Here is a 24,849-nt window from a genome sequence, read left to right on the forward strand (position 1 = left end):
TGTCAGTTCGTCGAGACCAGTGCGTCAACAGCTGGCGTTGCTATGCTGAATCGGAATGATTTTGATAAAGTCAGTCTGAACGGATAAAGCATGGCTTTATATTCCACTTGCTTTATATTTGTCTGGTATATCTCAGGGGCATGCTAATGAGCGGGCAGCCCACAATTCGAAGCAAAAGCACACACGAAAGCGTAACAATCCCTAAAAATGAGGATCTGTGGCAGGTTTGACAAAGCTTATCTTGTCTCGCTACCTGCCACTTGATACATTTAGGCGCAATTTTTACGAAATTTGAGCTTGCAGGATTAGCCGAAAACTATGTTTAAAAAACTTCGTGGCATGTTTTCCAATGACCTGTCCATTGACCTGGGTACTGCCAATACCCTGATTTATGTCAAAGGGCAGGGTATCGTACTTGATGAACCTTCAGTGGTCGCCATTCGCCAGGATCGTGCGGGTGCCACTAAAAGTGTCGCGGCCGTTGGCCACGAAGCAAAACAAATGCTGGGGCGTACGCCTGGTAATATCGCTGCTATCCGCCCGATGAAAGACGGTGTGATTGCAGATTTTTATGTCACAGAGAAAATGCTGCAGCATTTTATCAAGCAAGTGCACGATAACAGTGTACTGCGTCCAAGCCCACGTGTGCTGGTAGCTGTGCCTTGTGGTTCTACTCAGGTTGAGCGTCGTGCTATCCGTGAATCGGCACAAGGTGCCGGTGCCCGTGAAGTGTACCTGATTGATGAACCTATGGCGGCGGCTATTGGTGCCGGTCTGCCGGTGTCTGAAGCGACAGGCTCCATGGTGATCGATATTGGTGGTGGTACAACTGAAGTTGCCGTTATCTCTCTGAATGGTGTGGTGTATTCCTCTTCCGTGCGTATCGGTGGTGACCGTTTCGATGAAGCGATCATCAATTATGTCCGTCGTAACTACGGCAGCCTGATTGGTGAAGCAACCGCTGAGCGCATCAAACACGAGATAGGTTCTGCTTATCCGGGTGATGAAGTGCGTGAAATCGAAGTGCGCGGCCGTAACCTGGCTGAAGGTGTGCCACGCAGCTTTACTCTGAATTCCAATGAGATTCTTGAAGCCCTGCAAGAGCCGCTGACAGGTATTGTGTCTGCTGTGATGGTGGCGCTGGAACAGTGTCCGCCGGAACTGGCTTCGGATATCTCAGAGCGCGGTATGGTACTGACAGGTGGTGGTGCATTGCTGCGTGATCTGGACCGTTTACTGACCGAAGAAACTGGTATCCCTGTGGTTGTTGCTGAAGATCCGCTGACCTGTGTGGCTCGCGGTGGCGGTAAAGCGCTGGAAATGATCGACATGCACGGTGGCGATTTATTCAGCGAAGAGTAATGTCTACCCCGGCAAACATCCAAACAGGTCATAGTGTTACATGAAACCTATCTTTGGCAGAGGCCCTTCTCTGCAATTGCGCCTGTTTCTTGCCATGTTACTGTCGGCCGGCCTTATGCTGGCCGACAGCCGTCTTGATGCTTTCGCCCAGGTCCGGTATGTCCTTAACTCTGCGGTTGCCCCTTTGCAATACGCAGCGAACCTTCCGCGTGAAATTCTGGATGGTCTTTTCAGTCAGCTGAGTTCTCATCAGCGATTACTGGCAGAAAACAAAGCGCTTAAGCGCGACCTTCTGGTACTGCAAAGCGATGTGCTGCTACTTGACCAGTTGCAGCAGGAGAACCAGCGCCTTCGTGAGCTGCTGGGCTCACCTTTTGTGCGTGACGAACGTAAAATGGTGGCTGAAGTGATGGCTGTCGACTCCGACCCATACAGTCATCAGGTCATGATAGATAAAGGCCGTGTAGACGGTGTGTATGAAGGTCAGCCGGTGATCAATGACAAAGGTATCGTCGGTCAGATCTCCTATGTCGGCGCACACAACAGCCGGGTGCTGCTGCTGATCGATCCCACCCATGCGATTCCGGTGCAAGTGGTGCGCAACGATATCCGGGTAATTGCCTCAGGCAGTGGCGAGCAGGATCAGATTCAGCTCGAACACGTCCCCAGCAGTACCGATATCAAAGTGGGCGATTTACTGGTGACATCCGGTCTGGGTGGCCGCTATCCGGAAGGATACCCGGTCGGCAGGGTGACAGAGTTTTCGTTCGATAATAAGCGCCCGTTTGCGCAAATCAAAGCCTTGCCAACGGTGCAGTTTGACCGCTTGCGTTATTTACTGCTGGTCTGGCCGACAGACAGAGAAAGGCATACCGTCACCACAGGAGATCCGGTCAATGGTTGATAGTCGAGCCAATGGCATTGTGCTGATCTGGTTGTCGTTTGTGGTTGCACTGATCCTGCAGGCCGCTCCCTGGCCCGGACAGCTGGAAGCTTTCCGTCCGTCCTGGGTTATGTTGGTGGCGTTTTACTGGGTGCTGGCGTTGCCACACCGGGTGAATGTCGGCACGGCATTGGTACTGGGACTGATCTGGGATCTGTTACTGGGTTCTACTTTGGGTATTCGCGGTCTGACCATGTCAGTGCTGTGCTACATAGTGGCCCTGAACTTTCAGGTGATGCGCAATTTATCGTTATGGCAGCAGGCCATGATAGTCGCCTTGCTGTCGCTGGCCGGCAAGCTGGTGGAGTTCTGGGCAGAATACCTGGTGGTCGAGATTGAATTTGATCCCACCCGGTTGTGGGCCGTATTACTCAACTTCCTCCTCTGGCCTTGGTTGTTCCTGTTTTTGCGGCGCATTCGCCGTAAGTTCTCAATACGTTAGGGGACATCAGTCCCCTTCGATAGCACTGTGTGATACGGCTCGCATGACAAGCCCCCAGTGCTATCGTCTTTCTAGGTAAGATCAAGATGACAACACTGTATCTGGCATCCGGTTCACCCCGTCGTAAAGAACTGCTCTCTCAACTCGGTTACACTTTCGATATCCTGTCGCTCGACGTCGAAGAACGGCATCAGGCAGGAGAAACCCCGGAAGCCTATGTTCAGCGTCTGTCGCTGGACAAAGCCATGGCAGGGGTGAGGGTAACTGACGGACAGACGCCGGTACTCGGTTCAGACACTATAGTGGTAGTAGACGGACAGATTCTTGAAAAGCCGAGGGATTTCGCGCACAGCCGTGAGATGCTCATGTTATTATCCGGACGAAGCCATCAGGTCATGACGGCTGTCACTGTTGCCACGCAAGCGCGTCAGCGGACAGAGCTGGTTGTAACGGATGTCTGGTTCCGGTCTCTGACCGGCCAGGATATTCAGGACTACTGGCAAAGTGGTGAACCCAAAGACAAAGCCGGCAGTTATGCCATTCAGGGGATTGGCGGGAAATTCATTGCCCGTATCGAAGGGAGTTACCATGCAGTTGTCGGCTTGCCGCTGCTGGAAACCGATGCGCTGATCCGAGAATTTATAGCCAATTAAATTAACAGAGGCATCCATGAGTACCGAGCTGCTTATCAATGTGACACCCAGTGAAACCCGCGTGGCGATGATTGAAGGGGGCAACCTCCAGGAAATCCATATTGAGCGTGAATCCAAGCGTGGCATTGTTGGCAATATTTATAAAGGGAAAGTGAGCCGTGTACTGCCTGGCATGCAGGCAGCTTTTGTGGATATCGGGCTGGATAAAGCGGCCTTTCTTCATGCCTCCGATATTGTTCCCCATACCGAGTGCGTGGCCGAAAATGAGAAACAGCAGTTTCAGGTAAGGGATATTTCAGAACTGGTGCGCCAGGGGCAGGATCTGGTGGTGCAGGTGGTGAAAGATCCGCTGGGAACCAAAGGCGCCCGCCTGACGACGGATGTTACCCTGCCATCCCGCTACCTGGTTTTCATGCCCGGTGCCAGCCATGTTGGCGTATCGCAGCGGATTGAAAGTGAACGCGAGCGTGAACGCCTGAAAAACCTGGTAACCAAGCATTGTGATGAATTGGGCGGATTTATTATCCGCACCGCTGCGGAAGGGGCGTCATCGGCCGAAGTGGCGCAGGATGCTGCATTTCTAAAGCATTTATGGCGAAAAGTGCTGGAACGTCGTGGAAAATACAAGAGTAAGTCGATGCTGTACGGTGAGCTTGGTCTGGCGCAGCGTATTCTGCGCGATTTCGTCGGCACTGAATTGGATTCTATTTACGTCGATTCCCGGCTGGCTTTCGAGAATTTAAAAGAATTTACCGACGAGTTCGTGCCAGAACTGAGCAATAAGCTGGTTCGCTACACAGGCGATCAGCCGATTTTCGATCTGTACGATACGGAAAATGAAATTCAGCGTTCGCTGGATCGCAAAGTGGAGCTGAAATCCGGCGGTTATCTGATTATCGATCAGACCGAAGCCATGACAACGGTCGATATCAATACCGGTGCTTTTGTTGGCCGCCGTAATCTGGAAGAGACCATCTTCAATACCAATATTGAAGCCACCAAAGCGATTGCCCGCCAGTTACGCCTGCGCAACCTTGGCGGGATTATCATTATTGATTTTATCGATATGGCCTCTGAAGAGCACAGGCGCCGGGTGCTGACGGCACTGGAGCAGGCGTTGTCTTACGACAGGGTGAAAACCAATATCAACGGCTTTACCCAGCTTGGGCTGGTGGAAATGACCCGTAAACGGACCCGTGAAAGTATTGAACATGTACTGTGCGGGACTTGTCCAACCTGTGAAGGGCGCGGGACGGTGAAAACGGTCGACAGTGTCTGCTATGAAATTCTGCGTGAGATTACCCGTGTCAACCGGGCTTATGATGCCGATCGCTTTGTCGCTTATGTTTCCCCTGCGGTGGCTGAGACACTGGCCGGCGAGGAATACCATGCGCTGGCTGAACTGGAAGTCTTCATCGGTAAGCAGGTTGAAGTCAAAATCGAACCTTTGTATAACCAAGAACAGTTTGACGTCGTAATGATGTAAACCCTGAGGCAATGGCGTGTTATCTGTGCTGATAAATCTGACCCGCGTTCTGAAATGGACGTTGCTCACTCTGCTGGTCATCGGCGCAGTGTTAATTACCTCGTTGCGCTTACTGCTGCCGCAATTGAATGATTACCGCGCTTCGATTACGCAATGGCTCTCGGCGCAAGCCAATATGCAGATCAGCGTAGAGCTGGTTGAGGGGCGCTGGCATAATCTTGGCCCGGTTATGGCGCTGCACGGTGTCAGTATCGGTCAGAGCAGTAAGGATATGGTGCAGGTCGGCGAGATCGACTTTGACGTTGATTTGTGGCGTTCTGTACTTAACCTCAAGCCGGTTTTTCGTGATATCAGACTGACCGGACTCACGCTGGATCTCACCCAGTTTCCGGCCAGTGACCGTCCTGCTGAGGCGGATAAACCCCTGGATGTTAACCGACTGGAACAGCTGTTGTTTGTTCAGCTGGGAACATTCTCCCTTCATGATGCGACACTAGTAGTGAGCTCGCCTGCAGGTCACCGTCAGCCGGTGGCGGTGACAGAACTGAAATGGGATCGTCAGGGTGACATGCACCTGGCTGAAGGTATTGTCAGTATTCCCGGTACCGATCTCAATCAGCTCAATGTGATGGCGAATCTGTCTGCCACTCGCGGATTGCCGCATTTATCCGGCACTATTTATGCGCGGGCGAAAAACCTGTCAATGACCCCCTGGCTCAACCAGTCTGTGCTGGGCGGGGAAAAAATCACCGACAGCCAGCTGAATGCGGAAGCTTGGCTGACTCTCGACAATGGTCAGCTCAGTAACAGTAAAGTCCGTTTTCTGGACTCCTATGTACGCTGGCAGGAAAACGGGCGCAAACACGAGCTGGCATTGCTGCGTGGCATGCTGTCCCTGATCCCTGAGCAGCGAGAAGCCAGCAGCGGATGGCGACTGGATAGCCATAAACTGGTACTGGCGACAGATCAGAAAGCCTGGCCGCGTCTTGATTTCTCCGCTAACTGGCAGGCACCGCAGCAAAAGGATCAGGCTGTGCCTGAGCCGGTATCACCGCAAGACACTGTGTCCCAGGGCCATTGGCAGCTGGCTGTCAGCAGTGTTGATCTGGCCAGACTGGCACCGTTAGCCAGTTTGCTGCCGGAAGACAACACAGGCCGACAAGCCATTGAATCACTTCAGCCAGCCGGTTTGGTACGCGATCTCCGTTTGGCCGGTCAGGGACTGGCGCTCCCCCGTTTTTCATTTGAACTGGATGGGGTCTCGAACAGGCAGTGGATGTATCTGCCAGCCTTTGCATCTTTGCATGCCAATATTGCCGGTGACGGGCAGCAGGGTGAGATAACGCTCAATGTCGGCAAGCAAACCCTGGACTATGACAAGGTCTTCCAGGCACCGATGGAGATTGAGCAGGCCGATGTCCGTGGCTATTGGAAATTGGACCGCCAGGGATGGCGTGTGTGGAGCGATGAGCTGTCGCTAATCACACCGCACCTGAGTGCGAACGGACAGTTCCGGCTTGATTTCCCGAAAGCGGCTCCTTCCTGGCTGTCTTTTTACGGCGAAACCAAAGTCAAAGATGCTGGCGCAGCCTGGCGTTATTTGCCTCGCCCGGCGCTGGGGCAGGAGCTGACGGATTATCTTTCCTCCGCCATTCGTGGCGGGCAGTCTGATCATGCTCAGTTACTGTGGTTTGGCGATCTGCCTGCATTTCCTTATGCCAGCCATGACGGAAATTTTGAAATCAGCGTACCGCTGAAGCATGGACGTTTCAGTTTCGATACCGCCTGGCCTGAGCTGACCGAGATTGATTTGAACCTGGGTTTTCGCAATGATCGCATGCTGATCAATGCCAGCCATGCCAAGACCAAAGACGCTGTGGCTGATCGGGTCGTCGGCGATGCCTGGCTGCACCCGGATGGCCACCTGAAACTGGCCATTGATGTCAGTGCAGAAGGCGAGCAGGTCCGCGACTATATGATGGCAACGCCACTGGTGGACTCGGTCGGGGCGGCGCTGTCGGCGGTGAATGTTGACGGACCTGTGGCCGCGAAGCTGCAGTTGGACATTCCCTTTAGTGGCGGCGAGGTGAAAGCGCAGGGAGAGGCCAGTCTTGACAGTAACCGGGTGACTATCGAAAGCTTGTCGCTGCCTCTTACCCAGGTAAAAGGCACCATTCATTTTGATAATGACCAGATAACGGCGGACGGCGTAACCGGCTACTGGCTCGGCCAGCCCCTGACCGTCAGCTTTGACGGCGAGAACGGCGAAGCCGGTTACCGGGTCAATGTGGATCTGGCCGGGTTCTGGCAGGTTGCCTCGCTGCAGCAGCGCTTGCAGGATCCGCTGCTGGCCAGACTGCACGGCAGTGCCAAGTGGCAGGGTAATGTCGGGGTGGTAATGCATGATACCGGACTGAAATATCAGGTCTTTATTCAGGCGCCGTTAGCTGCTATCCGCAGTGAGCTGCCTTATCCGCTGGTTTTTACACCACAAAGTCCCACCAGTGCGGTGCTGACGGCTTCCGGCAATACTTCCCGGCTGGAAGCCAGCCTCACGGTGCCGGATGCTCAGTACCGGGCTGAGATTGCCTTGCAGTCACAACCGCGGATTGTACGCAGCGAACTGACAGTCGGCCTGGCCGAACGACGCAAACTGCCGGCAAAAGGCCACGGGATTCGTATTCAGGCCAATAGCATTGATGCCGACGCATGGGACAGCCTGGTACAAGAGATCATTGACAAGCAGCGGAACAGACCGGCAGCACAAACCGGTATTGAACTGCCATTACCCACGCGGATCAATGCCAGCATCCAGCAGCTTAAGCTGGCTGGGCTCAACTGGCACAATCTGGACTTGGCGGTACGCAAGCAGCCATCGCAGTGGCATGCGGTACTCGGCAGCCGCGAAGTCAGCGGCGAGCTTTTCTGGCCCGACTATAAGCCTCTGACGGTGAACCTGGAGCAGCTTCACCTCAATTTACCGGAAGATAAAAAGCCGCTGGAAACCCTGTCGGCTGAGCATAGGTATGTGCCGCAGCGAGCTATTCCACCTGTCACGGATTTTGACCGTAACATGATGGCTTACCTGCCGCAGATGAATGTCAAGGTTAAAGACTTGTGGCTGCAGGGATACCGGCTGGGCGCATTAAGTGGTCGGTTGCGACGCGATGCCCAGACGCTGATTCTGGAAGAGCTGCAGCTGGATTCCGGCACGACGTCGCTGAGTCTGGATGGCCACTGGACTATGAATCAGTACCAGAATGAAACACAGGTTGCCTTTGATATCGCCGGTGAGGACAGCTCTGAGCTGATGGGGCGGCTGGGGATCTCCGGCGGGATCCAGGATGCCCGCTTTACCAGCTACGCCTCGATTCAGTGGCAGGGGGCGCCATGGTCGATGCACCGTGAAACCCTGACCGGTGAACTCAAAACCGAAACCGGCAAAGGGGTGATCCGTGATGTGGGCGGTGCCGGCCGGATTCTGGGGTTATTCAGCCTCGATTCTATCATGCGCAAGATGCAACTCGACTTTACCGGGGTGTTTGATGACGGGCTGGCTTTTGACTACATCAAAGGGTCCGGGCGGATCGAAAATGGCCGCTTTGAAACGGACGATGTGGAAATGAAAGCACTGGCGGGCGATATGTACATTCAGGGAAGTGCTAATCTGGTTAATGAGACAGTGAATGCCAGAGTGAAATTTATTCCTGATCTGACATCCGGTATCCCGGTGCTGACAGCGTTTGCCGTCGCACCGCAGACGGCCATTGTCGTGTTTGCCATTTCGACCGCCCTGTCGCCTGTGGTGGATGTTTTTACCCAGATTAACTATGTCGTCAGCGGCCCGATAGAGTCACCCACAGTGACAGAACAGTCGCGCTTTACCGGTGAGTTTAAGGTCCCTGCCGCCCTGAAGCAGCAGGTTGAGCAATAATAAGCAAGGTGTTTCCGGCTTTGCCTGAGTGGTGAAGCTGAGGTAATAATAACAAGAAAATCAATTTGTAATGGAGTGCGTGATGGCTAGAGTGGGTGTAGTACAGATGAATTCCGGGCCTGATCCTGAACTGAATCTGCAACAGCTGAAAAAGAAGTTGAAGGGGCTGCAACTGCAGGGAGCGAAACTGATCGTCACTCCTGAAAACTGCCTGATTTTCGGTACACGTGCTGACTACGAACAACATGCCGAACCGCTGGGAGAGGGTGTGCTGCAACGCCAGCTCGCCGCACTGTCCCGCCAGCTGGGCATCTGGTTACTGATAGGATCTATGCCTATCCGGCGTGAAGACGGCAGCATGTCGACCACCGCCTTGCTGTTCGACGATCAGGGCCAGTTGCAGGCCCATTACGATAAATTGCACATGTTCGATGTTGAAGTCGCCGATCGTCACCACAGCTATCGCGAGTCAGACACCTTCCGGCCGGGAGAGGCGGTTAAGGTGGTGGAAACACCTTTCGGCAACATTGGACTGTCGATCTGTTATGATGTCCGCTTCCCACAGCTGTACAGTGCATTGCGGGCACAGGGGGCCGATATCATAGTGGTGCCGGCAGCGTTTACCAAAGTTACCGGCAAAGCACACTGGGATATTCTGCTGCGCGCACGCGCCATTGAAACCCAGTGCTGGATTGTCGCTGCCGCGCAGTGGGGTGAGCATAACCAGGGGCGGGAAACCTGGGGCCACTCGATGATTATCGATTCCTGGGGACAAGTCGTCGCCTGCCAGGAGCAGGGTACAGGTGTGATCACCGCAGATATCGATCTGGGTCTGAGCGCACAGATACGAATGAATATGCCATTGCTGCAACATAGCCGTTTTCAGGTGCAGCAGTGCAACACAGAAGAGTAAGGCAATGATGCTGGAAACCGTAGAACAGACCATGCTGGCCCAATCCGGGCTTGAGCGTGACGATCTCAGCCAGATTCTGGGGCTGATGGCCGCCCGGGACGTAGATTATGGCGATATTTATTTTCAGTCCAGCTGGCACGAATCACTGGTACTGGAAGACAGTATCATCAAAGACGGCTCCTTTAATATCGACCGTGGTGTGGGCGTTCGTGCGGTATCCGGTGAGAAAACCGGTTTTGCCTACTCAGATCAAATCAGTAAGCTGGCACTGACTCAGAGTGCCAAAGCGGCGCGCGGTATTGCCCGCAGTGGCGGCTCTGGTAAGGTACAGGCCTTTGCCTCATCGCCGGTAAAGCCGGTTTATGCCGGGGTCAATCCGCTGGAGAGCCTGGAGCGCCAGGAAAAAATTGCCCTGCTGCAGGAAGTGGATGCCTATATCCGTGCCAAAGAGCCCCTGGTGAAAGAAGTCTCTGTCAGTATTAACGGTGTCTATGAGCAGGTGCTGGTCGCCGCGATAGACGGCACCTATGCGGCAGATATTCGTCCCTTGGTGCGTTTTTCTGTCAGCGTGCTGATCGAGAAGAACGGCAAACGCGAAAGCGGCAGTGCGGGCGGCGGTGGCCGGTTCGGTTATCAGTACTTTATGACTGAAAACGACGGCAAGTCAGTTGCCTTGCAATATGCTGACGAAGCCTTGCGCCAGGCACTGGTCAACATAGATGCCGATCCGGCTCCTGCCGGTACTATGCCAGTGGTACTCGGTGCAGGCTGGCCGGGCGTCTTGCTGCATGAAGCCGTTGGTCATGGTCTGGAAGGCGATTTCAACCGCAAAGGATCTTCTATGTTCTCGGGCCAGATGGGGCAGCAGGTGACCTCAAGCCTGTGTACCATAGTGGATGACGGCACTCTGGCAGATCGGCGCGGCTCGCTGAGCATTGATGATGAAGGCACCCAGGGCCAGTACAATGTGCTGGTGGAAGGCGGCAAGCTCAAAGGCTACATGCAAGATAAGCTCAATGCCCGCCTGATGGGTGTAGCGCCAACCGGTAATGGCCGTCGTGAGTCTTATGCGCACCTGCCTATGCCCCGTATGACCAATACTTACATGCTGCCGGGCGAACATACGCCGGAAGAGATCATCGCCAGTGTCGAGAACGGGATCTACGCCCCGAATTTTGGCGGCGGTCAGGTCGACATTACGTCCGGTAAATTTGTGTTCTCAGCGTCGGAAGCTTACCTGATCGAAAAGGGTAAAATTACCCGTCCGATTAAAGGCGCGACCTTAATCGGCAGCGGCATTGAAGCGATGCAGAAAGTCTCTATGGTGGGTAACGATCTGGAACTTGACCGTGGGGTGGGCGTCTGCGGCAAAGCAGGGCAAAGCGTACCTGTTGGTGTCGGGCAGCCAACCCTGAAGCTGGCGTCGATGACAGTCGGCGGCACTCAGTAAGTGCATCTGTGCTGACTGAGGCCAATAAAAATGCCAGCGTTTGCTGGCATTTTTGATCATTGAGCGCTGATCAGTCTTTGATGTAGAGCGCTTTCAGTACCTGAAAGATTTCGCGGTAGGCTTTGGCCGGCTTGTTGGCGGCTTTTTCTTTAACGGCCATGCGCACCAGCTGACGCAGTTGCTGGCGGTCAGCATCCGGATGGGCCTCCATCACTTCATTGATCACGCTATCGCCGTCATCAATCATGCGGTCACGTAAAGACTCCAGCTTGTGCAGCTGAGCCGTTACCTGGGCATGTTTATTATTCAGCTTGTCCAGTGCAGCCTGAATTGGTTCTAGCTCAATGTTGCGCATCTGTTTACCGATAAACTGCAGCTGGCGGCGGTAAGCTTCCTGCTTAAATCGCTGGGCGTCTTTGATTGCCATACGAAGCTCGTCGCTCAGCGGGATTTTCGCTAATGCACCGGGTTTGAGCTTGACCAGCTCTTCGCCCAGCTTTTGCAGGGCTTCCATGTCACGTTTCATCTCGGATTTACTCACCCAGATGATTTCTTCTTCCTCTTCCCATGGGGCTTTTTTATTTTTACGGCTCATATCAGGCTCATGACAGACTTCAATGTCTCTATTTTATCAGTTTCAAGTTGAATTTGGGCGCATTTTAATTGCCTTGAGTGTTATCCTTAGGGGAAACCGTGTAAATAAAGTATGACTATGGATGTGAAACAACAAGTCGCCCAGCAGCGTAGCGAGCTGGAACAGGCGGTCGCCCGTGCTCTTGAGCTTGCCGGCCAGCAGGCTGATGCTGCCGAAGTGGCGATTAATAAATCCACAGGGATCAGTGTCTCTACCCACTTGTGTGAGGTTGAGAATGTCGAATTTAACAGCGATGGTGCGATGGGGATTACCGTCTACCGCGGCCAGCGCAAGGGCAGTGCGTCAACTTCAGATTTGAGTGAAGCGGCGATTGCACAAACCGTGGCAGCGGCGCTGGAAATCGCACGCCATACCTCGGAAGATCCCTACGGTGGGCCGGGACCGGCTGAGCTGATGGCCAAAAACATCCCGGATCTGGATCTTTTCTACCCGGATGAACCTGAGCCGGATCATGCCGCTTCTATCGCGATTGCCGCCGAGCAGGCTGCGCTGGATGCTGACAGCCGTATCAAGCAGAGTGACGGTGCCAGCTACGACAGTCACTATGGTATCCGGGTATATGGTAATACGCACGGTATGCTGGCCAGCTACCCGAGTAGTCGCCACAGTATCAGCTGTTGCGTGATTGCCGAGGGCAAGAATGGCGACATGGAGCGCGACTACAGTTATACCCTGGCCCGGCGTACCAGCGACTTGTGGACGCCTGAGAAAGTCGGTCAGCTGGCGGCAGAACGGACTGTCAGCCGGATTGACCCGCAGAAGCTATCTACCCGTCAGGCTCCTGTGATGTTTGCCTCTGATGTTGCGACCGGCCTGTTCGGCCATCTGGTGATGGGGATCAGCGGGTCGAATTTATACCGTAAGTCGACTTTCCTGCTGGATATGCTTGATGAGCAGATCTTTCCGTCCTGGCTTAACATCAGCGAGCGTCCGCACCTGCTGCGCGGCCTGGCCAGTACACCATTTGACAGCGAAGGTCTGGCAACCCATGACAGGGAAATCATTCAGGACGGGGTACTGAAAACCTATCTGATGACCAGTTATGCTGCCCGTAAGCTGGGGCGTCAACCAACCGGCCATGCCGGTGGTATCCACAACTGGCAGGTATCCAGTACCGGTGAAGATTTCAATGCCATGCTGCGCAAACTGGGTACCGGGTTCCTGGTCACAGAGCTGATGGGGCAGGGCGTGAATATCGTGACCGGTGATTACTCCCGCGGTGCTGCCGGTTTCTGGGTTGAAAATGGCGTGATCCAATACCCGGTCAGTGAAGTAACCATTGCCGGAAATCTGAAAGACATGATGGCAAACATAGTGGCTATCGGGACAGACACTGAAACCCGCAGCCAGATTCAGACCGGCTCCATGCTGCTGGAATCGATGAAAATTGCCGGTGAGTAATCGCAGGCTCTGAGTAATAAGAAAAGGTCTGGCTCGTGCCAGACCTTTTTTGTTTGTGCCTCATCAGGTGAGAAATACAGTCGCTAAGCCGAGAAACACAGACAGGCCGATGATATCGGTAATGGTCGTTAACGCCATGCCGCCCGCGAGCGCTGGGTCGACATTGAGTTTCTTCAAAATAATAGGCACCCCGACCCCCGCGATACCGGCGATCAGCAGGTTGGTCAGCATAGCACCGGCGATAATCGCGCCGAGCATCAGGTTGCCTTTCCACAGAACCACCACGCCACCAATGATCCCGGCCCACAAGAGGCCATTTATTAAGCCTACCCGGGCTTCTTTGCTGAGCAGCCAGCGGGTGTTGGAATCGCCGATATGACCGACCGCCAGACCGCGAATCACCAGTGCCACAGTCTGGTTGCCGGCAACCCCGCCCATGGAGGGCACTATCGTCATCAGAACGGCGATGGCGGCCATTTTATCGAGCGTGTCTTCAAACATGTTGGAGACAGAGGCGGCGGCCAGCGCGGCCAGGACATTCACACCCAGCCAGATGCTGCGCCGGCGGGCGGATTTCATGACAGGCGCAAAGGTGTCTTCATCGTCGTCCATACCGGCCATACTCATCATGGAGTGTTCGGCATCTTCCCGGATTATATCGACCACATCATCAATGGTGATCCGGCCAACCAGCTGGTTGCCGGCATCGACCACAGGCGCCGAGAGCCAGTTACGGCGCTCAAACAGATTGGCCACTTCACTGTCGTCCATCTCGACATTGATGGCTTCATCCGGATCGTCCATCACCTCATGAATTTGTACGTCAGGCTGAGTGGTGATCAGCGTGGCCAGCGAAAGGTGGCCAATCAGTACATTGTGTTCGTCAACCACATAGAGCGTATCTGTGGCTTCAGGAAGCTCGCCCCGCATGCGCAGATAGCGCAGGACCACATCGGCGGTGACATCGCCGCGGATGGTCACGAAGTCGGTACTCATGATACCGCCAGCGCTTTCCTCCGGATAAGCCATCGCCAGCTCGACGCGATGGCGATCAGCGGCATCCATTTGTGCCAGTACTTCACGGAAACGGCTGTCAGGCAGGCTGCGCAGCACGTAAGCCACGTCATCACTTTCCATGCCTTCAGTGACGGCCGCCAGTTTTTCCGGCGCCATCATGGCCACGATACCGTCTTTTACATCTTCAGACAGTTCGTCGAGGATCTCACCCTGCTCCTCAGGATCGGTCAGTTGCCACAGCACCTGGCGCTCTTTCGGCGGGCAGGCTTCAAGCAGGTGGGCGATATCCTCAGGCTCCATATCCTGCAACATTCGCCGGACGTGAACGAACATCCCTCGATCCAGGGCCTGGTTAACCTGCTGCAGTGTCTGGTGGGTTTGATCTTGCTCGAAAATGTCCGCCATAGAGAGAACTACCTTGCTTCGTGAATACACCCAGCTCTGTTGCGACAGCGGCAGCCGGGAAATGGCGCAATAAGCTGAATATTAACGTAATAGCGCAGTCTTTGTCTCACTGGATCTGAGATCTTGCTAAGATTTCACTTGGCTGTAAGAAAGGGAGGCTGAGGTACAAAAACGGTGATTTATCGTCGGTTGCCGGGTGTTTTGTCGTTGATCGGGACGGATACAGGCAAGATAGGGGCAGATCCTTTCAGCAGGCTGGCGATTGAGCACCCGGGCGGGTATCAGTTGTCTTCATCAAAACCGTTTTCGATCAGCGAGGCGACCGCTTCCAGTGCGACGCTGGCGTCGCCCCCTTCGGCGCTGACGATGATCTTCTGGCCTTGTGCAGACTCCAGCATCAATAATCCCATCACACTGTCGGCGGTTGCGGACTTGTCTTGGTTGGTGACAGTGATAATAGCGTCAAAACTCTGTGCCAGTTCGACCAGTTTAATTGCTGCCCTGGCATGCAGACCAAGGCGGTTTTTAATGAATAATTCTCGACTGACAGTATTCATGCTCAATGCTTCAGGTGACCTTGTTTTTCCAGGGTGCGGTGACGAATCTGAACCTGTTGTCCCCGCTGGCGGAAATAATCAGCCAGTTGCTGGGCCACGTACACAGAGCGGTGCTGACCGCCGGTACAGCCGATAGCAACAGTGACGTAACTGCGGTTGTTTTTTTCAAGCAAAGGCAGCCAGCTTTCAAGAAAGTGCCGGATCTGGTAAATCAGTTGGCTGACTTCATGGTGGCTCGCCAGGTAGTCCTGCACTTCAGTGTCAAGACCGGTTTGTGGTTTAAGCTCAGGTACCCAGTGGGGGTTGGGTAAGAAACGGACATCAAAAACGTAATCCGCATCGGTCGGCAAGCCATGTTTGAAGCCAAAGGACTCGAACACCATTACCAGTTCGCGGGCTTGGCGTCCCAGCACTCGTGCACGCACGGTTTCACTGAGATCATGGATAGACAGCTGAGTGGTGTCCAGTACCAGATCGGCGGCTTCTTTCAGATTTGCCAGCCAGGCGCTTTCGGCCTGAATTGCTTCTTCCAGGCTCATATTCTGCCGTGAGAGCGGATGCAATCGCCGGGTTTCGCTGTAGCGTTTGACCAGGGTGTTGTCATCGGCATCAAGAAACAGCAGGTTGACATCAGCCTGCTGACGGACGGCTTCGAGGGCTGAGCTGGTAATGTCATGATCGGCCGGCATGTTACGGACATCAACACTGACCGCCACTTTCTGGGTATGAGGATCCAGGGTTTGGATAAGATCAGAAAGCAGATGTACCGGCAGATTATCGACACAGTAATAGCCGAGATCTTCCAGTACCCTGAGCGCCACTGATTTACCTGAGCCTGAGCGGCCGCTGACTATCATCAATTTCATGACAAACCCTTCCTGATGGCTGTTATGACGGCTCTGAGGTCATGATCTGGTAAAGCTCTTCATCGCTTTTGGCAGCTCTGAGCTGCTTGAGAACCGCTTTATCGCTGAGTTTTTCTGCCATGCCGGACAGCGTCTTCAGGTGTTCTTTGCACTGGGCATCGGGCACCAGAAGCGCAAAAAGCAGATCGACGGGTTGATTGTCAATCGCATCGAACTGGATAGGTTGCTGACACTGGATCAGCACCGCAATCGCTTGTTCGCTGTCGGTGACACGACCATGAGGAATGGCAATACCATTACCAATACCTGTACTCCCCATTTTTTCACGGTTGAGCATACACTCGAACAGTGGTTGAGGGTTCTGGTTTAAATGTTGGCCAGCAATTTCGCTGATGATTTCCAGCGCACGTTTTTTACTGGAGCAGTGGACTGCACTCTTGGTGCAGTCCAAGCTTAATACTCGACTCAGTTGCATGTTAATGACTATTGAGTTTGTCTTTATGTTTGTTCAGTTGACGGACCAGTTTATCAGTTAATTGATCAATTGCCGCATACATATTTTCAGAATCTGCTTTCGCGTGGATTTCTCCAGCGTTAATGTGCAGTGTTGCCTCGGCAATCTGCTGCATTTTTTCTACATTCAGAACAACATGCACGTTATTAATTTTGTCGAAAAAGCGTTCCAGCTTATCGAACTTTGTTGTCACATACTCACGCAGGGCTGGGGTAATTTCAATGTGGTGACCAGTGAGATTAATTTGCATAGACATCTTCCTCCTTAATCGCCGGCAATCAGAGCAGGCGCTTTCTTTGGCTTGACGGCGGGATACCCAGCGATTCACGGTATTTGGCTATTGTGCGTCTAGCCACCATGATGCCTTGATCCGCCAGTAATGTCGCAATTTTGCTATCACTCAAGGGTTTGGCCTGATTTTCGGCCGCAACCAATTTCTTCACCAGCGCGCGAATAGCCGTGGAGGAGCATTCTCCGCCGTTATCCGTACTGACATGGCTTGAGAAGAAGTACTTCAACTCAAAAATACCGCGTGGGGTGTGCATAAACTTCTGGGTGGTCACCCGGGAGATCGTTGATTCGTGCATTTCAACGGCCAGGGCAATATCGTTGAGGACCATAGGCTTCATGGCTTCCTCACCGTATTCAAAAAAATCTTGCTGATGTTCAACAATGCAGCGGGCCACTTTCAGCAGGGTATCATTGCGGCTCTCCAGGCTCTTGATCAGCCATTTAGCATCCTGAAGGTGGCTACGGATAAACTGGCTGTCGGCACTGTTGCGCGTTTGTTTGCTCATCGCGGCGTATTGTTCGTTGACGCGAAGGCGCGGCACACTGTCCGGGTTGATAGTCACCACCCATTTGCCTTTATCTTTGAACACAGAAACGTCAGGAATGACGTACTCGGTTTCCGAGGCCACCACGCGGTTGCCCGGACGGGGCTCAAGCGTGTGAATCAGCGCCATGACATTTTTCAGCTCATCTTCTTTGAGCTTAGTGTCGCGCATCAGCTGGCGATAGTCGCGGTTTCCCAGTAAATCCAGGTGCTCAATCAGCACCATTTTCGCTTCACTCAGCCAGGGCGTATCTTCCGGGTAAGTGGCCAGTTGTAGCAGCAGGCACTCGCGCAGATCGCGTGACGCCACGCCCAGAGGATCAAATTGCTGGACGCGTTTGAGGACGGCTTCGACTTCATCGAGTTCGACGTTTTCATCGCCCATGCTTTCCAGAATATCGTCGCAGGTGCTGGTGAGATAGCCTTTCTCGTCAACGGCATCAATGATGGCAAAAGCAATCGCGCGGTCGGTGTCGCTGAACGGTGTCAGCTCCAGCTGCCACATCAGGTAATCCTGCAGGGTTTCTGTGGTTTCGCCCTGATAGACAGGCATGTCGTCATCCGGTGCAATCCCGGCACTGCCGGTACCGGCGCTGTAGACATCATCCCAGGTGGTATCAACGGGCAGCTCGGCCGGCATTTCCCTTTGTTCAATGACATCTGAGGTATCGAAGGAATCGCTGCTGATGTCCTCATATTGCTCTGCGGCATCGTTTTTGCCGTCGGTGTGAACGTCCTCAGCATCAGATGACGGGGTGTCGCCATCCGGGTGGCTTTCGTCAAGCTCCAGCAGGGGGTTGGCATCTAAGGCCTCCTGGATTTCCTGTTGCAGATCCAGGGTAGAAAGTTGCAGCAGACGAATGGCCTGTTGCAGTTGCGGCGTCATTGCCAATTGTTGGCCAAGCTTGAGCTGGAGCGAAGTTTTCATGCGTGTACAGACACCTTGTGATTATTGTATGAATCGCTTGTTTTGGGGTCTTTAGACCAGTCGAATCAAAACCTTCGACCAGCCTTGGCAGCTTACCTCGGTTGTGTCCTTTTATCTATAACTATAGACGGAACTGGTCTCCCAGATAGACGCGTTTCACGTGTTCATCATTGAGAACATCAGACGGTGTACCGTGAGCAATCAGCTGTCCCTGGCTGACGATATATGCGTGCTCGCAAACGTCCAGTGTTTCCCGCACATTGTGGTCTGTGATTAACACGCCAAGACCGCGATCTCTGAGGTGTTCGATGATCTTCTTAATGTCGATCACCGAAATGGGATCGACCCCGGCAAAGGGTTCATCCAGCAAAATAAACTTAGGGTTTGCCGCCAGTGCGCGGGCTATCTCTACCCGGCGCCGCTCACCGCCTGACAATGCCATGCCCTGACTGTTGCGAATATGCTGAATATGGAACTCATCCAGCAGTTCCTCAAGCTTGTCCTGGCGTTCGGCTTTGCTCAGATCGGAGCGGGTCTGCAAAACCGCCATCAGGTTGTCATGTACACTCAGCTTGCGGAAGATAGACGCTTCCTGAGGCAGATAGCCAATCCCCATACGGGCACGGTTATGCATCGGCTGCAGGCTGATGTCGTGGCCGTCAATGGTGATCTGGCCTTCATCACGGGCGACCAGACCGACAATCATATAAAACGACGTGGTTTTGCCGGCACCGTTCGGGCCAAGCAGACCGACAATCTTGCCAGATTCCACTTCCAGGCTGACATCGGAAACGACTTTGCGGCCGTTATAGCTTTTCGCCAGATGGGTTGCGGTTAACTTTGACATTCGTTCTCTTATTTATTGTTTTTGTTTGATCTGGTTCGGCTGCAGTATGGTGGTCACGCGCTGTTGATCACCACTGGTTGCCACCAGCTTCTGCTCATCAATTTTGTAACTGATGGTTTTGCCCTTAATTTCGCTGCCTTCCTGAATCAGCACGGCTTTGTCTGTCATCTTGAGAAATTCGCTTGCCGTTTCATAGCGCATTTGCATGGCAGAGCCGTTGATCGGTTTGCCGTCATCCATCTTCTGATAAAACGTGGCCGGAGAACCATAGGCATCTATGGTTTGCTGATCGCCATTCTGAGTCTGGCGCGTGACAATGATTTTGTCGGCCCGGATATCAATACTGCCCTGACGCAGCGAGACGTTGCCGGTAAAGGTCACCACATTTTTCTGGATGTCCAACTCCTGGCTGTCCGAGTTGATATATATCGGCTGCTCGGTATCGTTGCTTAATGCCCAGCCAGAGGTGCTGACTATCAGGCACAGCAGGGCGCTAATTTTGCAAAGCTTCATATCTACCTTTCACATTATTCATCAGGGTCGCCACACTGCGTTCCATGTTCCCTTTCATCCCAATACCTTCATTCTGAAAGGCACTGCCGGTAATAGTGACCGGATCGGGGGTGTCGAAATCTTTGCTGATTAAATCTAATCGCAGTGTATCTGTTTTTATCGCATTAATGGCGGAGTCAGGTAACAGATTGAAGATCCGCACATTACCAGACATCTGCAGAATGTGTTCTTTATCTAGTGTGGCGTGATTTGCACTGATGCGCCATTCACTTTCTGTACCTTCTTTGTATACCCAAATCACAGGTTGCTGGAATTCGGTATTACCACTGAGGTTGTAATACTCCAGCGTGTCTGATTCGATGCGGTAGCTGCGAATACCCGCTTCGTTGTACGAGGTATTTTTCACCCCGGTACCGGTAAAGATCGGCTTTTCGTTATCGGGTGCGGTCAGCGTGTCCTGCTGCCAGTGCTTTTGCAGCAGGTAGTAACCGGTCCATGCACACAGTATGGCCAGCACCACACAGAATAGCCGGTTTAACGTCATATACTCAGGCCCTTATGCTGATCCAATTCGCCGCGCGCCTCAAGTATCAGATCGCAGACTTCCCGTACCGCGCCATAGCCGCCTTTGATGTGGGTGGTCAGATCGGCACGCTGTGACAGCAGCGGGTGGCCATCGGCGACGCAAACGGACAGCCCTACTTCGGCCATCACTGGCCAGTCAATGAGGTCATCGCCGATATAGGCCGTATGTTCAGCCGCAATACCCAGTTTATTAACGATATCCAGATAGGCTGCCAGTTTGTTGTCCTGGCCCTGATAGATATGCTGGATACCCAGTGCCGACATGCGGTTTTCAACAATCTGCGAGCGGCGACCTGTGATGATGGCGACGTCGACGCCGGCGGCCATCAGAGATTTGATGCCATAGCCGTCCCGGGTATGGAAGGTTTTCAGTTCTTCGCCATTGTTACCCATGTAAATACGGCCATCGGAAAACACGCCATCAACATCGCAGATCAGCAGACGTATGTTTTTTGCCTGCTGAAAAAGATGCTGCGGGACCGGGCCGTACAGGGTGGATTGCATTGCTGTTGTCATTACATTACTCCGGCTCTGAGCAGATCATGCATATTCAGAGCACCTACCAGCCGTTGGTCATCGACAACCAGCAGGCCGTTAATTTTTCTTTCTTCCATCAGTTTAAGCCCTTCAGCGGCCAGTACCTGAGAGGAAATGGTTGCCGGATTCGCAGACATGACTTCACCTATACGCGTCTGATGGATATCAATGCGTTTATCGAGCAAGCGGCGAAGGTCACCATCGGTAAAGATGCCGCTTAACATTTGGTTATCGTCAACGATGGCCGTCATACCCAGTCCCTGGCGGGAGACTTCGAGCAGGGCATCTTTTATGCTGGCATCCTGATGGATAACGGGCAGGCGCTCACCGCTGTGCATCACATCGGCAATACGCAGCAGCAACTTACGACCCAGCGCGCCGCCGGGGTGAGAGAGAGCAAAATCGTCAGCAGTAAAACCGCGCGCTTCCATCAGCGCAATGGCCAGCGCATCCCCCATGGCCAGGGTGGCCGTGGTACTGGAGGTGGGGGCCAGGTTCAGCGGGCAGGCTTCCTGATTGACCGTGATTTGCAAATGCACCTGAGCCAGCCGTGCCATGGTGGATTCGGGTTTGCCTGTCATGCTGATTAAAGCAATGCCCTGGCGTTTAATCACAGGCAATAGCGTCAGAATTTCACCGGCTTCACCGGAATTGGAAATGGCCAGCACGATATCACGCTTATCCAGCATGCCCAGATCACCGTGACTGGCTTCTCCTGGGTGGACAAAAAATGCCGGAGTGCCAGTGCTGGCAAGGGTGGCGGCAATCTTACAGCCGATATGGCCGGATTTTCCCATCCCCATGACGATCACTTTTCCCTGGCAGCGGCTGATGAGCTGACAGGCTTCGCTGAAACTGCCATTGATATATTGCGACAGGCCTTTGAGGGCTTCCGCTTCAATGTCAATTACACGTCGGCCAATCTGGCCGTAGTCAAAGGAATCAGGCATAGTTTCGCTCTCGGTTAAGCCGCCATATTATAAAGCAGATAGCTCTGATAGGCGACAAAGCATAAAATCAGAATCAAGCCTTCCAGGCGGTTGATACGACGGCGTCTGCCCAGTGCCATCAGAACCAGCAGGACAGAGATACCCAGCATCACGTAAAAGTCACGCCCCATTGCCAGCGGACTGATCACTGAAGGGTTGAGCAGGCCAGGCAGCCCCATCACAGCCAGAATATTGAAGACATTAGAACCGATGATGTTACCTACGGCCATGTCGTCTTCGCCTTTGTGGATGCTGGCAATCGACGCCGCCAGTTCCGGCAGGCTGGTACCGACGGCAATGATCGTCAGGCCGATAACCAGATCGCTCATGCCGAAGTATTTGGCAATAGTCACGGCAGAATCAACCAGCATGTTGGCCGCATAAGGCAGTAATAGCAATCCAATCACAATCCATACTGACGCCGCCATATTGCTTACGCCCTGAGGAATTTCAGATTCCTGCTCTTCCAGCAGTATGTCTTGAGCGCCATTATTTCCGCTGCGGCTGATCTTCAGCATTGCCAGAATGAAAATAACAAACAGAACAACCAGTAAGACGCCTTCAAAAAAGCCTAAATAACTGTCCCACAGCAGTACACCGGCAATCAGTGTGACCACCATCATCAGCGGGAGTTCACGGCGAATGATGCCGGAACTGATGGATAAAGGCTTGATAAGGGCGGTTAACCCCAGGATTAACGCAATATTTGCAATGTTTGAACCCAGTACGTTACCGACGGCAGTGTCAGTTTTTCCCGCCAGTGCGGCAGTGGCAGAGACCATCATTTCCGGGGCGGAAGAGCCCATCGCCAATATGGTCATACCGATAATGAGCGGGGCAACCCCTAAATTCCTTGCTAAGGCTGCTGCTCCAAACACAAGTCGATCCGCACTCCATACCAGTAACGCAAGTCCGATACCGAGTAACAAGATGGCTTCAAGCATTATAAACCCTTATAGATTTTTCAATGAGCTGGTTTTTAAGGGGGTAATTTTGACGTTTCACTGACGAAAATGGAAGGAAAAGCCGAGAGTATTTGCTTTGGGGGCTGTGATCTTTATATGGGAAATAGGCTACTGATGCAAAGTGAGTGTATTTATGGCACTGAATACACAGCGGGATTGGTTTCATTCAGGACTTTTATGTTATAAAAAACAAGATTCATAACCTGAACGGGTCTGTGCTATTCGGGCAACGGCCAAGAACGAAAAATCACAACGAGCTGACAGGTATTACCTTGAGTTGGTCAGGGAATCTACCTATGATCAACCACATGCAATATAACTAATTAATTACATTCAATTATGCTTGTATCGACGTGCATTCCGGATGAATCACTGATGCAAGGGTATTTAGGAAGGTTATGACAGCAACCGAAGCGCTAATTCGAATTAACAACCTGACGTTTTCCCGGGGTGAACGCAAAATCTTCGATGATGTGTCACTGGAGGTGCCGAAAGGCAAGATCACTGCCATCATGGGGCCGTCCGGCATTGGTAAAACGACCTTGCTTCGTCTGATTGGTGGACAGATTATGCCGGATCAGGGGGAGGTTTGGTTTGATGATAAAAATATCCCAGCCTTGTCGCGCAACGACTTGTACCGGGCGCGTAAGCGGATGAGTATGCTCTTTCAGTCTGGTGCGCTGTTTACCGACATGACAGTTTTTGACAATGTGGCGTTTCCTTTACGTGAGCACACAGATCTGCCTGAAGAGTTGCTGCGTACTTTAGTGCTGCTCAAACTCGAAGCTGTCGGGTTACGGGGAGCGGCTAATTTAATGCCTAACGAGCTGTCCGGTGGCATGGCTCGTCGCGCTGCGCTGGCGCGGGCGATAGCACTCGATCCCGACCTCATCATGTATGACGAACCTTTTGTCGGGCAGGATCCCATTACCATGGGAGTACTGGTCAAGCTGATCCATAGCCTGAACGAGGCCCTGAGTATTACCTCAGTTATTGTGTCACACGATGTGCCCGAAGTGATGAGTATTGCCGACCATGTGTATTTGTTGTCAGGTGGCAAAATCATTGGCAGCGGCACCCCGGATGAGCTCAATGCGAATCCCGATGAGAGAGTTCGCCAGTTTCTTGATGGAAACGCTGACGGTCCTGTGCCGTTCAAATTCCCTGCACAGGCACTGGAGCAGGATCTTTTCAGTCAGCTCTCGTCATAACCGCGCGCTCTATTAAGAGCCAGTGCGTTATCGCGAATAAGAAAGGTAATTCCATATTATGTTAACGGATTTTATCGTGCAGCTGGGCCAGAGTACGCTGTCCAGTTGTCGCACCATGGGACGGGCGACCTTGCTGTTATCCGGCGCACTGGTGAGTAAACCGCAACCTGCCAAAATGTTCCCATTGCTGTTAAAACAGCTTTATTCCGTTGGGGTGCTCTCAGTCGCTATCATTATGGTATCGGGCTTATTTATCGGTATGGTACTGAGTCTGCAAGGGTTTATTGTGCTGGTGGATTTTGGTGCAGAAACCAGCCTGGGCCAGATGGTGGCACTGTCGTTGTTGCGGGAGCTGGGGCCTGTGGTCACCGCCTTGCTGTTTGCCGGCCGGGCCGGCTCGGCCTTAACTGCTGAAATTGGCTTGATGAAAGCCACTGAGCAGATTTCCAGCATGGAAATGATGGCTGTCGATCCGCTTCGCCGTGTGGTCGCGCCGCGTTTCTGGGCGGGTGTTATTTCCATGCCGCTGCTGACAATGCTCTTTATTGCTGTTGGCATCTGGGGCGGCCAGCTGGTGGGTGTGAACTGGAAAGGTATTGATTACGGCAGCTTCTGGTCTGTGATGCAGTCATCGGTAGAGCTGGGCTATGACATAGGCAACAGCCTGATTAAGTCGCTGTGTTTTGCCGTCACCGTCACCTGGATTGCCGTTTTTAATGGTTTTGATGCCGTACCGACATCAGAAGGTATCAGCCGGGCAACTACCCGGACAGTCGTGAATTCTTCATTGGCGGTATTAGGTTTAGATTTTGTGCTGACAGCACTCATGTTTGGGAATTAA

Annotated in this window: 24 protein-coding genes; 11 read left to right on the top strand and 13 right to left on the bottom strand. The window is 53.0% G+C overall.

Annotated features, from left to right (window positions below; translation table 11 throughout):
• Window positions 1–318 precede the first annotated feature (318 nt).
• From mreB to tldD, 8 genes are all read left to right on the top strand, one after another.
• Complete coding sequence (gene mreB, locus L6J37_RS06675) at window positions 319–1,362, top strand: rod shape-determining protein MreB (RefSeq protein ID WP_027253728.1); 1,044 nt, start codon at window positions 319–321, stop codon at window positions 1,360–1,362.
• A 40-nt stretch (window positions 1,363–1,402) separates the two neighbouring features.
• The gene (gene mreC, locus L6J37_RS06680) at window positions 1,403–2,266 is read left to right on the top strand and encodes a rod shape-determining protein MreC (protein ID WP_027253727.1); all 864 of its coding nucleotides are present in this window, start codon (window positions 1,403–1,405) and stop codon (window positions 2,264–2,266) included.
• The gene (gene mreD, locus L6J37_RS06685; protein ID WP_027253726.1) at window positions 2,259–2,747 is read left to right on the top strand and encodes a rod shape-determining protein MreD; all 489 of its coding nucleotides are present in this window, start codon (window positions 2,259–2,261) and stop codon (window positions 2,745–2,747) included. The genes mreC and mreD overlap by 8 nt, the downstream gene beginning before the upstream one ends.
• A gap of 86 nt (window positions 2,748–2,833) precedes the next feature.
• On the top strand, window positions 2,834–3,400 hold the full coding sequence (locus L6J37_RS06690) for a Maf family protein (RefSeq protein ID WP_237794615.1): 567 nt from the start codon (window positions 2,834–2,836) through the stop codon (window positions 3,398–3,400).
• A 16-nt stretch (window positions 3,401–3,416) separates the two neighbouring features.
• Complete coding sequence (gene rng, locus L6J37_RS06695) at window positions 3,417–4,886, top strand: ribonuclease G (RefSeq protein WP_192015858.1); 1,470 nt, start codon at window positions 3,417–3,419, stop codon at window positions 4,884–4,886.
• Window positions 4,887–4,911: 25 nt separating this feature from the next.
• Complete coding sequence (locus tag L6J37_RS06700; protein WP_237794616.1) at window positions 4,912–8,820, top strand: YhdP family protein; 3,909 nt, start codon at window positions 4,912–4,914, stop codon at window positions 8,818–8,820.
• A gap of 82 nt (window positions 8,821–8,902) precedes the next feature.
• A complete protein-coding gene (locus L6J37_RS06705) occupies window positions 8,903–9,733 on the top strand; it encodes a carbon-nitrogen hydrolase family protein (RefSeq protein WP_192015856.1) in 831 nt (276 codons plus the stop codon).
• 4 nt (window positions 9,734–9,737) lie between these two features.
• Window positions 9,738–11,183: a metalloprotease TldD gene (gene tldD, locus L6J37_RS06710; protein ID WP_192015855.1), complete on the top strand. Its 1,446-nt coding sequence runs from the start codon at window positions 9,738–9,740 to the stop codon at window positions 11,181–11,183.
• A 70-nt stretch (window positions 11,184–11,253) separates the two neighbouring features.
• Here the strand turns inward: tldD and yjgA are convergent, their stop codons facing one another.
• Window positions 11,254–11,778 (bottom strand): ribosome biogenesis factor YjgA, encoded by a 525-nt coding sequence (gene yjgA, locus L6J37_RS06715; protein WP_192015854.1) that lies wholly within the window; start codon window positions 11,776–11,778, stop codon window positions 11,254–11,256.
• A gap of 117 nt (window positions 11,779–11,895) precedes the next feature.
• Here yjgA and pmbA point away from each other — a divergent pair, with 117 nt between their 5' ends.
• Window positions 11,896–13,239 carry a metalloprotease PmbA gene (pmbA, locus tag L6J37_RS06720; protein WP_192015853.1) on the top strand — a complete coding sequence of 448 codons (1,344 nt, stop codon included), beginning with the start codon at window positions 11,896–11,898 and terminating at the stop codon, window positions 13,237–13,239.
• Between the two features lie 63 nt (window positions 13,240–13,302).
• Here the strand turns inward: pmbA and mgtE are convergent, their stop codons facing one another.
• The 12 genes from mgtE to L6J37_RS06780 all read right to left on the bottom strand — a co-directional run bounded on the left by mgtE (window position 13,303) and on the right by L6J37_RS06780 (window position 22,776).
• Window positions 13,303–14,661 (bottom strand): magnesium transporter, encoded by a 1,359-nt coding sequence (gene mgtE / locus L6J37_RS06725; protein WP_192015852.1) that lies wholly within the window; start codon window positions 14,659–14,661, stop codon window positions 13,303–13,305.
• 281 nt (window positions 14,662–14,942) lie between these two features.
• Complete coding sequence (locus L6J37_RS06730) at window positions 14,943–15,218, bottom strand: HPr family phosphocarrier protein (RefSeq protein ID WP_192015851.1); 276 nt, start codon at window positions 15,216–15,218, stop codon at window positions 14,943–14,945.
• 2 nt (window positions 15,219–15,220) lie between these two features.
• On the bottom strand, window positions 15,221–16,084 hold the full coding sequence (gene rapZ / locus L6J37_RS06735; RefSeq protein ID WP_192015850.1) for an RNase adapter RapZ: 864 nt from the start codon (window positions 16,082–16,084) through the stop codon (window positions 15,221–15,223).
• A gap of 22 nt (window positions 16,085–16,106) precedes the next feature.
• Window positions 16,107–16,559 carry a PTS IIA-like nitrogen regulatory protein PtsN gene (gene ptsN / locus L6J37_RS06740; protein ID WP_192015849.1) on the bottom strand — a complete coding sequence of 151 codons (453 nt, stop codon included), beginning with the start codon at window positions 16,557–16,559 and terminating at the stop codon, window positions 16,107–16,109.
• Window position 16,560: 1 nt separating this feature from the next.
• Window positions 16,561–16,848 (bottom strand): ribosome hibernation promoting factor, encoded by a 288-nt coding sequence (hpf, locus tag L6J37_RS06745; protein WP_027253714.1) that lies wholly within the window; start codon window positions 16,846–16,848, stop codon window positions 16,561–16,563.
• A gap of 28 nt (window positions 16,849–16,876) precedes the next feature.
• Window positions 16,877–18,361: an RNA polymerase factor sigma-54 gene (gene rpoN / locus L6J37_RS06750; protein WP_192015848.1), complete on the bottom strand. Its 1,485-nt coding sequence runs from the start codon at window positions 18,359–18,361 to the stop codon at window positions 16,877–16,879.
• Window positions 18,362–18,482: 121 nt separating this feature from the next.
• Window positions 18,483–19,208 (bottom strand): LPS export ABC transporter ATP-binding protein, encoded by a 726-nt coding sequence (gene lptB, locus L6J37_RS06755; RefSeq protein WP_027253712.1) that lies wholly within the window; start codon window positions 19,206–19,208, stop codon window positions 18,483–18,485.
• A 12-nt stretch (window positions 19,209–19,220) separates the two neighbouring features.
• Window positions 19,221–19,721 carry a lipopolysaccharide transport periplasmic protein LptA gene (gene lptA / locus L6J37_RS06760; RefSeq protein ID WP_192015847.1) on the bottom strand — a complete coding sequence of 167 codons (501 nt, stop codon included), beginning with the start codon at window positions 19,719–19,721 and terminating at the stop codon, window positions 19,221–19,223.
• Window positions 19,702–20,265 (bottom strand): LPS export ABC transporter periplasmic protein LptC, encoded by a 564-nt coding sequence (gene lptC, locus L6J37_RS06765; RefSeq protein ID WP_192015846.1) that lies wholly within the window; start codon window positions 20,263–20,265, stop codon window positions 19,702–19,704. The genes lptA and lptC overlap by 20 nt, the downstream gene beginning before the upstream one ends.
• Window positions 20,262–20,822 (bottom strand): 3-deoxy-manno-octulosonate-8-phosphatase KdsC, encoded by a 561-nt coding sequence (kdsC, locus tag L6J37_RS06770; RefSeq protein WP_192015845.1) that lies wholly within the window; start codon window positions 20,820–20,822, stop codon window positions 20,262–20,264. Before kdsC ends, lptC begins: the two co-directional genes overlap by 4 nt.
• Window positions 20,822–21,793: an arabinose-5-phosphate isomerase KdsD gene (kdsD, locus tag L6J37_RS06775; RefSeq protein WP_192015844.1), complete on the bottom strand. Its 972-nt coding sequence runs from the start codon at window positions 21,791–21,793 to the stop codon at window positions 20,822–20,824. The genes kdsC and kdsD overlap by 1 nt, the downstream gene beginning before the upstream one ends.
• A gap of 14 nt (window positions 21,794–21,807) precedes the next feature.
• Window positions 21,808–22,776 carry a calcium/sodium antiporter gene (locus L6J37_RS06780; RefSeq protein WP_237794617.1) on the bottom strand — a complete coding sequence of 323 codons (969 nt, stop codon included), beginning with the start codon at window positions 22,774–22,776 and terminating at the stop codon, window positions 21,808–21,810.
• Window positions 22,777–23,195: 419 nt separating this feature from the next.
• Between L6J37_RS06780 and mlaF the strand changes: the two genes are divergently transcribed.
• Window positions 23,196–24,008, top strand: coding sequence for a phospholipid ABC transporter ATP-binding protein MlaF (mlaF, locus tag L6J37_RS06785; protein ID WP_218384349.1), 813 nt, complete (start codon window positions 23,196–23,198; stop codon window positions 24,006–24,008).
• 58 nt (window positions 24,009–24,066) lie between these two features.
• Window positions 24,067–24,849 carry a lipid asymmetry maintenance ABC transporter permease subunit MlaE gene (mlaE, locus tag L6J37_RS06790; RefSeq protein WP_046220587.1) on the top strand — a complete coding sequence of 261 codons (783 nt, stop codon included), beginning with the start codon at window positions 24,067–24,069 and terminating at the stop codon, window positions 24,847–24,849.

Origin of the sequence: Photobacterium sp. WH77 (genome assembly GCF_022014395.1) — a bacterium.
GTDB classification, from domain to species: Bacteria; Pseudomonadota; Gammaproteobacteria; order Enterobacterales; family Vibrionaceae; genus Photobacterium; species Photobacterium arenosum.